Source organism: Telluria sp. PB2R4 (genome assembly GCF_059685695.1).
This window is the reverse complement of sequence record NZ_JCASIC010000006.1, coordinates 231,552-243,807: the sequence shown is the minus strand read 5'-3', so window position 1 is coordinate 243,807 and position 12,256 is coordinate 231,552. Positions and strand designations below refer to the sequence as shown.

General features: G+C 62.6%; 11 protein-coding genes. 6 read left to right on the top strand and 5 right to left on the bottom strand.

Annotated features, from left to right (window positions below; translation table 11 throughout):
- Nucleotides 1-7: 7 nt before the first annotated feature.
- On the bottom strand, nucleotides 8-1,324 hold the full coding sequence (aptA, locus tag AC56LU_RS12695) for an omega-aminotransferase AptA (protein WP_497175965.1): 1,317 nt from the start codon (nucleotides 1,322-1,324) through the stop codon (nucleotides 8-10).
- Between the two features lie 164 nt (nucleotides 1,325-1,488).
- Here aptA and AC56LU_RS12690 point away from each other — a divergent pair, with 164 nt between their 5' ends.
- From AC56LU_RS12690 to AC56LU_RS12665, 6 genes are all read left to right on the top strand, one after another.
- On the top strand, nucleotides 1,489-2,934 hold the full coding sequence (locus tag AC56LU_RS12690; RefSeq protein ID WP_497175964.1) for an aminotransferase-like domain-containing protein: 1,446 nt from the start codon (nucleotides 1,489-1,491) through the stop codon (nucleotides 2,932-2,934).
- A 7-nt stretch (nucleotides 2,935-2,941) separates the two neighbouring features.
- Nucleotides 2,942-3,574 (top strand): TetR/AcrR family transcriptional regulator, encoded by a 633-nt coding sequence (locus AC56LU_RS12685; protein WP_497175963.1) that lies wholly within the window; start codon nucleotides 2,942-2,944, stop codon nucleotides 3,572-3,574.
- 40 nt (nucleotides 3,575-3,614) lie between these two features.
- Complete coding sequence (locus AC56LU_RS12680) at nucleotides 3,615-4,178, top strand: GNAT family N-acetyltransferase (RefSeq protein ID WP_497175962.1); 564 nt, start codon at nucleotides 3,615-3,617, stop codon at nucleotides 4,176-4,178.
- A gap of 166 nt (nucleotides 4,179-4,344) precedes the next feature.
- Nucleotides 4,345-4,596, top strand: a complete 252-nt coding sequence (locus AC56LU_RS12675; protein WP_497175961.1) for a hypothetical protein — start codon at nucleotides 4,345-4,347, stop codon at nucleotides 4,594-4,596.
- A gap of 3 nt (nucleotides 4,597-4,599) precedes the next feature.
- The gene (locus AC56LU_RS12670; RefSeq protein WP_497175960.1) at nucleotides 4,600-5,490 is read left to right on the top strand and encodes a sensor histidine kinase; all 891 of its coding nucleotides are present in this window, start codon (nucleotides 4,600-4,602) and stop codon (nucleotides 5,488-5,490) included.
- Nucleotides 5,490-6,260 (top strand): LytR/AlgR family response regulator transcription factor, encoded by a 771-nt coding sequence (locus AC56LU_RS12665; protein WP_497175959.1) that lies wholly within the window; start codon nucleotides 5,490-5,492, stop codon nucleotides 6,258-6,260. Before AC56LU_RS12670 ends, AC56LU_RS12665 begins: the two co-directional genes overlap by 1 nt.
- Before the next feature lie 20 nt (nucleotides 6,261-6,280).
- Here the strand turns inward: AC56LU_RS12665 and AC56LU_RS12660 are convergent, their stop codons facing one another.
- The 4 genes from AC56LU_RS12660 to AC56LU_RS12645 all read right to left on the bottom strand — a co-directional run bounded on the left by AC56LU_RS12660 (nucleotide 6,281) and on the right by AC56LU_RS12645 (nucleotide 12,190).
- Nucleotides 6,281-6,949: a DUF2076 family protein gene (locus tag AC56LU_RS12660; protein WP_497175958.1), complete on the bottom strand. Its 669-nt coding sequence runs from the start codon at nucleotides 6,947-6,949 to the stop codon at nucleotides 6,281-6,283.
- A 200-nt stretch (nucleotides 6,950-7,149) separates the two neighbouring features.
- Nucleotides 7,150-7,794, bottom strand: a complete 645-nt coding sequence (locus AC56LU_RS12655; protein ID WP_497175957.1) for a hypothetical protein — start codon at nucleotides 7,792-7,794, stop codon at nucleotides 7,150-7,152.
- A gap of 76 nt (nucleotides 7,795-7,870) precedes the next feature.
- Nucleotides 7,871-9,274: a hypothetical protein gene (locus AC56LU_RS12650; RefSeq protein WP_497175956.1), complete on the bottom strand. Its 1,404-nt coding sequence runs from the start codon at nucleotides 9,272-9,274 to the stop codon at nucleotides 7,871-7,873.
- Between the two features lie 9 nt (nucleotides 9,275-9,283).
- On the bottom strand, nucleotides 9,284-12,190 hold the full coding sequence (locus tag AC56LU_RS12645) for a type VI secretion system Vgr family protein (RefSeq protein WP_497175955.1): 2,907 nt from the start codon (nucleotides 12,188-12,190) through the stop codon (nucleotides 9,284-9,286).
- Between the last annotated feature and the right edge of the window lie 66 nt (nucleotides 12,191-12,256).

Genomic DNA, 12,256 nt, shown 5'->3' with positions numbered 1-12,256 from the left:
TCTTTTCCTAGTCCAGGTTTTTCAGTACGGTGGCAAGCTTGCCAAACAACTCGTCGATATGCTGCTTGGTCAGGATGAGCGGCGGCGACAGCGCGATGATGTCGCCCGTCACGCGGATCAGGACGCCGTCCGCGAAGGCCTGCTTGAAGGCGCTGTAGGCGCGCGCGCCGGGCTTGCCGGGGATGGATTCGAGCTCGATGCCCGCCACCAGGCCGATCGAGCGCAGGTCGATCACGTGCGGCAGGCCGCGCAGTCCATGCAGCGCATCTTCGAAATATGGCTGGAGCGCCTTGGCGTTCTCGATGACGCCCTGCTCGCGGAAGACCTCGAGCGTCGCCAGGCCGGCGGCGCAGGCCAGCGGGTGGCCCGAGTAGGTGTAGCCGTGGAACAGCTCGATGCCGGCCGGCGCGTCCATGAAGGCGTCGTGGATGAAGCGCTTGGTGAACACCGCGCCCATCGGCACCACGCCGTTGGTCAGGCCCTTCGCCGTGGTCATGATGTCCGGCTCGACGCCGAAGTAGTCGCTCGCAAAAGGCGTACACAGGCGGCCGAAACCGGTAATGACCTCATCGAAGATCAGCAGGATGCCATGCTTGTCGCAGATCTCGCGCAGGCGCTTGAGGTAGCCCTTGGGCGGCACCAGGACGCCGGTGGAGCCCGACACCGGCTCGATGATCACGGCGGCGATGGTCGAAGCGTCGTGCAGGGTCACCAGGCGTTCGAGCTCGTCGGCCAGCTCCACGCCGAACTCCGGCTCGCCGCGCGAGAAGGCGTTTTTGAGCAGGTTGTGCGTGTGCGGCAGGTGGTCGACGCCCGGCAGCAGCGGGCCGAAACTCTTGCGGTTGTTGCCGATCCCGCCCACCGACAGGCCGCCAAAGCCGACGCCGTGGTAGCCGCGCTCGCGGCCAATCAGGCGGGTCCGCCCGCCCTCGCCGCGCGCCCGGTGGTAGGCCAGCGCCATCTTCAATGCGGTGTCCACCGCTTCGGACCCTGAGTTGGTATAGAACACGTGGCCGAACTTGTGGCCGGTGTACTCCATCAGTTGTTCCGCCAGGTCGAACGCGGCCGGGTGGCCCATCTGGAAGGTGGGTGCGAAGTCGAGCTGGCCGACCATCTCGCTCACCATCTGCGTGATGCGCGGCTGGGCATGGCCGCAAGGCACGCACCAGAGGCCGGCGGTGCCGTCCAGCACGCTGTTACCGTCCACATCCTTGTAGTACATCCCCTCCGCCGAGACCAGCAGGCGCGGGCTGGCCTTGAAGTCGCGATTATTGGTGAAGGGCATCCAAAATGAGGACATCGACTTGGGCCTGGACTCGTTCATGCGTCTCTCCCCGCCATGAGGCGAAAAATTTTTACCAGTTGGCAAAATATTGATCAATAATAGTCAGCAAGGCAACACCGGCACAGATACACCAAGGGCAAAACCGACCAACCGTACAGGCATCCTACCCTGTACAGTTTCAACCCCGCGCGTGGAGTGGTGGTATGGAAGAAGTCGTTCTCACAGAGGTCATGCCGGCATGGCCGCTGCTCGCCATCGACCGGAAGGGCCGCGGCAGCCTGGTCGACCAGATCGTCGGGGCTATCTCGGCGATGGTAAACGAGCGCCAGCTCGGTGCCGGTACGAAAATGCCATCGGTTAGACAATTCGCAAAGTGCAATGGCGTCAGCACATTCACCGTGGTGGAAGCCTACGAACGCTTGCACCAGCTCGGCCTGCTGTCCTCGCGCCGCGGTTCCGGCTTCTTCGTCACGCGCAGCCTGCCGCAGGCGGCCTGCACCACCCTTCCCACCCAGCCCAGCCTGCAATCCGAAATCGACGCCCTCGCCCCGGATTTGTATAGCGGCCAGGCCGAAGCCCTGCCGGTCGGCGCCGGCTGGCTGCCGCCCGAGTGGTACGGCGAGAACACCATCCTCGACGCCGTGCGCCATGCGATGAAGATCCCGGCCAGCCGCCTGCGCGGCTACGGCCACCCGCTCGGGTTTCCTTCGCTGCGCCAGCACCTCGCCGCGACCCTGTCGAGCGAGCTGTTCGCCGTCGGGCCGGACCAGGTGCTGCTCACCAACGGCGCCACCCATGCCTTCGACCTGGTGCTTCGCACCTTGACGCGCCCCGGCGACGTGGTGCTGGTCGAGGACCCCGGCTACAGCAACCTGCTGGCGCTGGTGCGCCACCACGGCTGCATCCCGGTCGGTATCCCGCGCAGCGAACAAGGCCTGGACATGGCGGAACTCGCGCGCCAGGCCGCGCTGCTGCATCCCAAGCTCATGTTCGTCAACACGGTGCTCCAGAATCCGCTCGGCACCTCGCTGTCGCAGGCCCAGGCGCACCGCCTGCTGGCGCTGGCCGAGCAGTTCGATTTCTGGCTGGTGGAAGACGACATCTACCGCGAGCTGGCCGCCCCCGGCGAGGCGTCGCTGGCAGCCATGGACGGGTTGCGCCGCGTGATCCGGGTCGGCAGCTTTTCCAAGACGCTGTCGCCGGTGCTGCGCGTGGGCTCGCTGTGCGCCTCGCCATCGCTGGTGCCGGAGCTGCTGCGCGTGAAGATGGTGGCCGGCCTGACGACCTCGGAGATCAACGAGCGTGCGGTGTTCCACGCCACCAGCGCGCGCGGCTACCGCCGCATGGTGGAGCGCCTGGTCGGCCAGCTGATGGATGCGCGCGAGTGCACCCTGGACGCATTGCGCGGGATCGGGATGCGCCCGCTGGCGCGGCCGCGCGGCGGCATGTTCGTCAGCGCCGGTTGGGACGCGTCGCCAACGGCGGCGAAAAACGGGCGCAGCATCGCCGACGCCGCCCTGCGTGCCGGGATCCTGCTGGCGCCAGGCGAATTCTTCACCCAACGCGAGCCAAGCGGCATCTGGTTCCGCTTCAATGCCGCCTACGCGGCCAATCCCCAACTGCTCGACTTCCTGCGCGCCCAGCGCTGAGGCCCCCATGGACGTTCATGTTACTGACAGCGCCAAACGGCGCGACAAGCTGGAAGCCGCCATCCTCGCCGCCGCCACGCGCCTGTTCGCCGAGTGCGGCTTCGCAGGCACGAGCATCGCCGCCGTTGCCGAGCGCGCCGGCATCTCGAAGCAGAACCTGCTCTACTACTTCCCGACCAAGAACAGCCTGTACCAGCGCGTGCTCGACGACGTGCTCGACGACTGGCTCGAGCGCATGGCCAATCTGGCCGATGGCGGCGGCGAGCCGGCCGAGGTACTGCGCGCCTATGTCGCCGCCAAGCTGCGCTTCTCGCGCGAGCAGCCCTGGGCTTCGCGGGTGTATGCGATGGAGGTCATCGGCGGCGCCACCTTCTACGGCGAGCAGATCCGCGCCCGCGTGGTGCCGCTGCTGCGTCGCGACATCGAGGTGTTCGAGCGCTGGATGCTCGAGGGCCGCATCGCCCGCGTCGACGCCACCCACCTGCTGTTTGCGCTCTGGGCCATGACGCAGTCCTACGCCGACTTCGCGGCCCAGATGACGCTGGTGCTGGACAAGCCCGAACTCGGCGGCGGCGACTTCGAGGACGCCGAACGCCTCATCGGCGACCTGGTGGTACGGGCGCTGGCCTCTACCGGCTGAGATAGGCGGCCGGCCGTGCTGCAGTGTTATCATTTATGCCATGTCGAGCTATCCCACGCCCATCCTCACTACCAACCGGCTCACCCTGCGTCCCCTGACGATGGCGGATGCCGAAGACCTGTTCGCCGTATTCTCCGACCCGCAAGTCGTGCGCTACTGGGGCTTCGACGTCTGGACCTCGCTCGACTCTGCCCAGCACATGATCGCGGAGGCGCTCGAGAGCTACCGCGAACAGTCCGATATCCGGTTCGGCATCGAGCTGGCGGAAACCGGGGTCCTGGCCGGCACCGTGAACCTGCATCATTTCTTCCCCCAGAACCGCCGCTGCGAGATCGGTTATGCGCTCGGCAGCCCCTACTGGGGCAAGGGCTACGCTGTTGAGGCGCTCGCGGCGGCGCTCGACTACGGCTTCCATGAGCTGCGCCTGAACCGCGTCGAAGCCGACATCGACCCGCGCAATACCGCTTCGGCCGCCTTGCTGGAGCGCCTGGGTTTTCGCAAGGAAGGCTATATGCCCGAGCGCTGGTTCGTGCATGGCGAGATGGCCGACACGGTCAATTACGGGCTGCTGCGCAGCTACTGGGACGCTGGCGGCCGCAGGTAGAGCAGAAGGCGGCGCCGGCACTCTCCCAAAAGTGGCAGGGCAAGCGTCCCGCTTATCGGCCCACGCTACCGCCAGACCCGGGATTTCGACAGTTCGTCGGATCGCCATGGCGCCTTGCAGGCCCAGGGCCTACAGTGGCGCCATCAACTCAACCGAAGGACCACGCATGAAACCCTCCCGCTTCGATTCGTTCATGACCGACATGACTGACATCGCCCGCAAGGCCAACCGCGCCATCCGCTCGGGCGCCCGCACCCTGGCGGCGCTGTCCTGGCCGTCACTGCTGGCGGTGTCGATTGGCCTGGCCCTGATCCTGAGCATCGTGCCGCTCGCCCTCACGCTGTTCGTCGCCTTCCTGCTGCTGAAGCTGCTCGCCGCGGCCCTGTTCGGCCGCCGTCCAGCCCAGATCGTGGAGTAAGCCATGGCCGCCGCCCCGATCAACCGCGCCGTCGACTTCGTGCGCGAAGCCGTCAGCGAAGCCAGCGCCTTGTGGTGGAGCTTCTTCGACTGGCTGGCCCTGGTCGAGTGGCGCAAGCTGTACGTGACCTGGTTCCTGGTCTTCATCTTCGGCATCTCGTTCCAGCTGACCGAGCCGGCGGTCTGGTTCATCCTGATCTCGTTCGGCGTCAAGGTGCTGGCCGGCGGCAAACGCCGCGCCGAACTCACCGCGCACGAAGCTGCCGACAAGGCCAATGTGGCCACGCTGGAGCGGCGCCTGATGGAAGCGCAGATGGCCACGCTGCAGGCCCAGGTCGAGCCCCATTTCCTGTTCAATACGCTGGCGCTGATCGGCCAACTGATCGAGACCGACCCGAAGGAAGCGGCGCGCGTGCATGCGCATCTGATCGAGTACCTGCGTTCCTCGCTGCCGCAGATGCGCTCTGGCGGTGGTGGCACGCTTGGCAAGCAGGTCGAGCTGTCGCGCGCCTACCTGGCGATCATGCAGGCGCGCATGAAGGAACGCCTGGCGGTGCACTTCGAGGTGCCCGATTTCCTCGGCAGCGCGCCCTTCCCGCCCATGATGCTGCAGACCCTGATCGAGAACTCGATCAAGCATGGGCTGGAGCCGAAGGTGGCCGGCGGCACCATCACCATCCGCGCCCACGTCGAAGTCGCCACCTTGCACGTGGACGTGTGCGACGACGGCGTCGGCATCGACCTGCATGCCGACGAAGGCGTGGGCCTGGCCAACATCCGTGAGCGGCTCGCGCTCCTGTATGGCAAGGATGCCGAGCTGGTGATCGAAATGCCCGCAAGCGGCGGCGCCTGCGCGTCGATCCGCCTACCCTACCGCATGACGGAGTTCGACTGATGAGCGCAAGCAGTCCGACCGCCCTCATCGCCGACGACGAAGCGCCGCTGCGCGAGCAGCTGCGCATGCGCCTGCTCGAGGCCTGGCCCGAGCTGCGCATCGTCGCCGAAGCCGCGAACGGCAGCGAGGCGCTGGAACTGGCTGCCGTGCATAAGCCGGACATCGCCTTCCTCGACATCCGCATGCCGGGCATGGGCGGCATCGACGCCGCGCGCCAGCTCTACAACCGCTGCCACATCGTATTCGCGACCGCCTACGACCAGTACGCGCTTGACGCCTTCGAACAGGGCGCGATCGACTACTTACTGAAACCGGTGACGCCGGCGCGCCTGCAGACCACCTGTGAACGCCTGCGCGCGCGCCTGACCCGGGCGCCGCAGGACATCGGCGCCCAGCTGGCCGAGCTGGGCACGCTGCTCAAGCAAGGCGGCGCGGCCAAGCCGAGCTACCTGCGCTGGATCCAGGCCCAGGTGGGCGGCAGCCTGCGCATGGTCAGCACCCGCGAGATCCTGTTCTTCCAGGCCGACGACAAATACACCTGCGTGCAGACCGCCACCGCCCAGCTCCTGATCCGCAAGACCCTCAAGGAGCTGGCCGACGAGCTGGATCCGGACGAGTTCTGGCGCATCCACCGCTCGACGCTGGTACGGGTGGATGCGATCGCCGAAGTGACCCGCGACATGCGCGGGCGACAGATGCTGAAGCTACGCGGTTTTCCGGGCGAGCTGGAAGTGAGCCGGAATCACGCGCATCTGTTCCAGCAGATGTGATGCCTGCCTTTTCGGGTGTCTTAACCAAACAGGCCTTCGTCCGACCCGTCGCCGTCGAAGAAGCCGCCATTCTCTTCGATGCCGCCCTCTCCGAGCAGGCTGTCGCCGGTGCCGATGTCGTTCAGGCCGGCCTGGTCGGCGAGCGCACTGCCTGAAAAATCGCCCCCTCCCGTCAGGTTCTCGCCGCCCAGCAGGTGAGCGCCGCCGTTGCCGTCGTGGTCGGGGAACAGGTTGTCCAGGCCGTGGAACAGGAAGCTGCCTGCTGCCAGGCCAGCCGCCGTCGCCGCGATCGAACCGAGCATTCCCCCGCCCCTGCCACCACCGCCCAGGAAGCCACCCATGCCGCGGCCCATCGAACCGAAGCCGGCATGCTGGTAGTGCATGTGATGGGATTGCGGGTGGCTGACATGCTTGCGGTGGCCCCATGAAAACGGATCGAGGAATCCGCCACCTTGGCGCTGTTGTTGGTGCTGCTGTAGCTGGTTTTCCAGTGCGGCGATCTGGGCGCGGGCGCTGTCCAGGGCCTGGTCCATCAGAAGGGCGCGTTGGACCAGCAGGTAGGCGGCATCGGGCTGCTGTTCGACGGCGCGCTGGATGAGCGCATCGGCTTCGGGGTCTTTCTGGATGCCTCGGGCCTGGATGAGCTGGCCGAGGAAATCATGCAGCTTTTGGGTATCGGATGGGCTCATGGGGGTGCTCCTCATCGAAAATGTGGTCAAAGCTGCATGTTGTGCGGGCACTAGAAATTTCAAGGCCAGTTGCGCCGAATCCTCCGGGGTCCGCGCTTCGGCGCACGATAGGCACGGCAACGCCATGGAAAATACCGACGACTACAGCTGATTGGCGAATGTCAGCATTTCAAAAAGTATAGCGAGATTTGTAGCCAATGCTATTCTGGACGAATCACGACACCCTCTTCCTTTTCAAAAGCGCCAAGCTTCGAAAGCTGGGCCACACCAAATCCGATCATTTGCATGATGAGCGAAATTACAATTATCACTGGAATACTCCAGGAAAACATACTAAAAACTGGGAAGACATTACGAAGCGACAATCCTACCAACATTGAGATAACAATTAATACAGAAATTATTGGGTTTAATATTTTCGGAATTCCTGGTATGTAGATCGCCACTGACATCTTCAGTGATCCCACAACACCGCTCCAATCAAGCTGCCCCTCCTTCCGGCTATAATATCGGCTAAGTAATCGCGGGCCCACGACTGCCCACCTCGAATCAAATTCAGCAATTCCCTTGTTCACATTCGCAGCCCAGAGAATGGACGAGAAAATAAGCAACAGCAGTTTTACACGAAACGAAAAGACGGCCACGAAAAATATTGGCAGCACGAGGCAGAGCAGAAAATAAACAATTCCAAAAACGAATGTTATATTAAATAGCACCAGATGAAACACTCGCTTTTGGCCTTTGATTGAAAATATTATCTGCAGCATTAGCAATACTAACAGAATTAGCGCACCGAATTGTAGAAACAAAACTGCCGAGTGATACCCTCCTAACTTGTATGTCAACGCTCCGCCTCCGGCCACCCCGCCGACGCACATGAATGTAGATAAAGAAATGTATGAGCGCCTGTGATTAAGCATTTTATCGCGCCAAGTCTGCTACAGATTGCTTAACATTGAAACCTTCATCAACCAGGTCAACAAGTGTTGCAGCCAGAATGTATCCCCCGATTACTACCGCAATAACAGCAATAACTGGTGCGGCTCCCAGACTCATCACAGCAGCGCCTGCGGTCACAAGTGCTATACCGCCTGCAGCAAATACACTTCCGATCGCAGCAGTCATTCCTGCTTTGACGAGCGAGACCCCAGCTCGGCCTAAAAACTCCGACAGGTCTTTGCTGCCTTTTTCATCGAAGTACACAGCGTGCACATCGACGAACAGGTCGATCACTGTTCCGACAATTTGTACCTTCACACCACCTTTGAAATTTTCGGCAGCCGTTAGCATTATTCGACGCGCACCATATCCAATCTTGCCACTCTTGGCAAACCCGCCGTCAATAAAACTGCTCGCTTTTGAGCCAAGAGCAGTATTTTGGTGAACCGTCTTTACCGTCTTTCCCGCAAGTGTAGCAGCGACAACCTTTGAAAATGGCTTACCTTTCAGGATAGCTCTATATTGCCCTTTAGTCTTCTTCTCGATGCGAACTGTCATGAGAATCTTGTCGAGCGCCCTGTAATGTTCTTGCAAATAGCCCGCAGTTTCCTTGAACGGCGTACTGGTAACAATATCGTTACCCGCAATCGTGGACGCGGCAGCGCCCAAAGCTCGGTAAAGATGAGACTCTTCATCCGGTTGCCTGCTTGCCGAAAATAGTTCGCTCGGTTTTCCAGTCACTGGTCCTGTTTCCAGCCGCTTCAGGACCTCTGGTCGAATCTCATCAGGCCGCACTTCGGCTACCGCTGCGTACTCTTTGACCTCCAGTGGCTCGCGGGGATATGAATAGTCGAAGCGCGTAGCGCTCACGCTCTTCAAAAGCGGCAGCTTCGGATTCAGTACTGAGAAGATATCCAACTGATTCTGCGTGACGGAAAGCGGATCAGGAATCTTGCAAATTAACGAAGAGTACTCCCGCGTGCCTAGTGCGATTAATAGTGGCTCAGGCTTTTCTTTCGGATCATCACCGTAATTTGTTGGATCAAGTTCATTTACTTGGTATTGCCCCATAACGGCATCGTCAACCTTCAAAACGAGAAGCTCCCTGAATTCCCGGCCAACCCATATTTGAAATTTTTCCCCATTGAAAAAACTTGCCTTCTTCAGCAACTTTTTTTCGCGCGGGCTATAGAATTCAGACTTCGACTCAACGGTATAGGTCGCATCCTTCGTGATATTGATGTCGAAGATGACATCACGGTGCTTACGCAAGATAACTTTGACCTTATCGCTCGACCGCCAGCACTGAACACGTTGACCAGGCAGGTCAACGCATACCTCCTGCGCTTTCGTTTCCGATACTGCCGCTGTTTTTTTCGCGCCCATCACCTGTCCTCACTTGCGTCGTGGCTGCTTTGCTCCAAATGGACCTAGCGGAGCGTTCTTGATAACGGCTTTGCCGCTGCCGTCCAGCACAGCCTTCTTCTCAATGCCAGAGGCGAATTTCAAATTGACTGGCTCGTCAGTAAGAGCATTACCATCGGCATCAACGTATTCGATCTCAAGGTCCCGTTTCAGATTAAGTTCCGAAACCCTCATGGCGAGCTCCGGACTCGAAACGCTGACAGGCCCGGCTAATTCTTTCTTGCTCGCCTTGAACTCCACATTCCCCGGCGCATGCACCTCAATGTTCCCACCCTGCAACTTGATGTAAGCCCCCTGCGCCATCAGCAACACATGCTTCTTGGGCGCCGAAATCGACACCGATTTGGTCACGCTAGCCACGGTAATCTTCTTGTCCGCAGTCAACGAGGTCGCCCCCGACTGACTCTGGCTGCTCAGCTTCCCGCTCGCCGCATGCAGCTTGATCCCCACCTCCTGATTCGGCTTCTCCTTGTTGGTCGCCTTCCCATACGTGAACAGGCTGATGCCTCCCGCCACTAGGGTAGACATGCTTCCCTGCGCGACCATATTGATGTCCTGCCCCGCCACGACGCTGCTTGTCGTCCCCGCCGACAGCACCGCATCCGCCGGCGTGGTCGCAACGATCCCCGCCGGGCTCGACAGTTGCAGATGTGGTTCGCTATAGGCCTCGACCGCCTGCTGCTCGCCCGCACTTGCGTTAAGAACCTCGAGGCTGTGCGCCATCTGCTTGACCGCCACCAGCTCTTCCGGCGCCGATTCGTCCGGCAGTTTCGCGTTGTGCTTCTGCGCCAGGGTCGCGATCGACACCTGCAGCTGATGACTTTCCTCGACCTGGCTCGCCGCCTCACGCGAGTCGAGCAGGTTGCCACGGCCACCATTGCGTGCATCCGTCGACAGCAACATCCCCTGCCCGGCCCGCAAGGCCGCGCTGTTCGCCGTTTTCAGCTCAGCCCCAAACCCGACGGTCTGCAGACGCTCGTTGTCGCTCTGGTGCCGCAGGTGCCCCAGGTTCAGTTCGGCCGCACCGTCGTGCTGCTTCGAATGGTGCTGGAGCGCGATGCGCGGCTGTCCCGCTGCGTCGTCGAACACCAGCTGGTTGTAGGCGCCGTGACCGCCCTGGCTGTCCCCCATAGCCTGCGACTTGAAGCCGGACAGCACGGCCGGATGTCCGTGACCGCCAGCCTCGCCGGGGAACCAGGGCGGGGCGTTGCCGGTCGCGCTTCCCGCGCCGTGTGCGACCCCGTTGTGCTGGGCATCCACCTGCCCGCGCCCGTTGTACAGGCTGCCGATCACCACCGGCCGGTCGATATCGCCCTCCAGGAAATCGACCAGCACTTCCTGGCCGATTCGCGGCAGCATGTTGCTGCCCCAGTTCGCGCCCGCCATCGGCGTCGCCACGCGCACCCAGGTGCCGGCGGTGTCGTCGCCGGGCGCGCCGGTGTGCCCCGCAGGGGATGGATGATCGAGCCGGCTGTGGCTGGCGGCGCCGCGCTGCCAGTGGAACTGGACCTTGATGCGATGATCCCGGTCGGTGTGGATGACCGCGCCAAGCGGGCCGACCACGATGGCGGTCTGCTGCCCACGCACCGTCGGACGCGGATGCAGGAGCTGGCCATCCCCGTCCATTCCGCTGGTCCGATAGGGCACGCTCGCCAGGATCGCGTCGATCCGGTTACGGTACAGCGGGCGCTCTTCGCCAGGCCGTAGGGCTTTCAGCATCGGCTCGGCGGCGCCGGCCAGCGCCACGGCGCCCTGCCCCAGCAGCTTGCCGACGCCATCGAGCATGTCGGCGCTCAGGTTGTTGTGCATCAGGTGCACGGCACGCAGGATGACGAAGCTGCGGCCGTCGTCGTGCTTGGCCCGGTCGAACTGCGCATGGCCGTGCAGCATGAAGCTGGTGCCCGGCGCGAATCTGCGCACAGTCCCCGCGCCGATGTGGATCTTCCGCGCCGCTTCGATTGCTTCGATCTGGTTGGCCGCAATGCGCTCGCTCTGTTCACGGTCCTCCCAGGCATAGAGGCCCGGGCAGTCACGACTGCACAACAGCGCTTCGCCGGCGCCCGCCGCCGACACCTGGCGCTGGCGCAGCGTGCGGTAATCCCAGCTGCCCATCTCGACGGCATTGGTCGTCAAGCGCGCTTCGCTGCGCCAGCGGTCGATGCTGTCCGCCTTCATGACGGCGCCGGGTTGGGTGAACGCGACCGACGGCTGGCCGTTCGGCGCGAATGCGCCGTTGTGGTCCGCGATGACCATGGTATGGCTGCCGAGCGAGGGGCTGCGTGGGTCGCCGCTGTGCTCGAAGAAGCTGAACAGGCCCTCCTCGTGCATCAGCCGCTCGACAAAGACGAGATCGCTTTCCTGGTACTGGGTGGTGAGACTGCGTTTCGGATAGACGGCGCGGTCGGCGAGCTCGAAGCGCCATGCGGGCGCAACCCTGCCGCGCCCCGCGTAGCCGCCAAAGACCACGTCCAGGATGTCGAACACGCTCATGTCCTGGAAGATCCGGCTGTCGCGGCCCAGCGCGAGGAACCGGCTCCAGGGTTCAAGCGTGAGGACGTAACGCGCGAAGCCGCCGTTGGCGCCGGTCATCTCGGCCGCAGTGACGTAGCCGTGGAAGGGGCGCAGTGCATCGTCGCTGTCGGCGGTCAAGAGCTGCAGCAGCGCCGGTTGCCCGACCAACGCCTTCAAGGGGACATGCGCATCCATCGAGAGCGCATCGATCCGGAAGCAGTAGTCCCGACTGATGGCTTCTTCGCCATGCACGCACTCCGCCACCAGCTCGTCGCCCAGCGCCGTGGTCAGCCGAAGCAGGCGCGTGTCTTGCGTGTAGCCGCCCAGTAGCGCCGAAAGATCTGCGGCAAGCAGGCTCGTATCCATCGGATCCTCCCTTCGTGCACTGCACACTGATTCCAAGGATTACACGTCGGGATCAAGGTGTTGCTT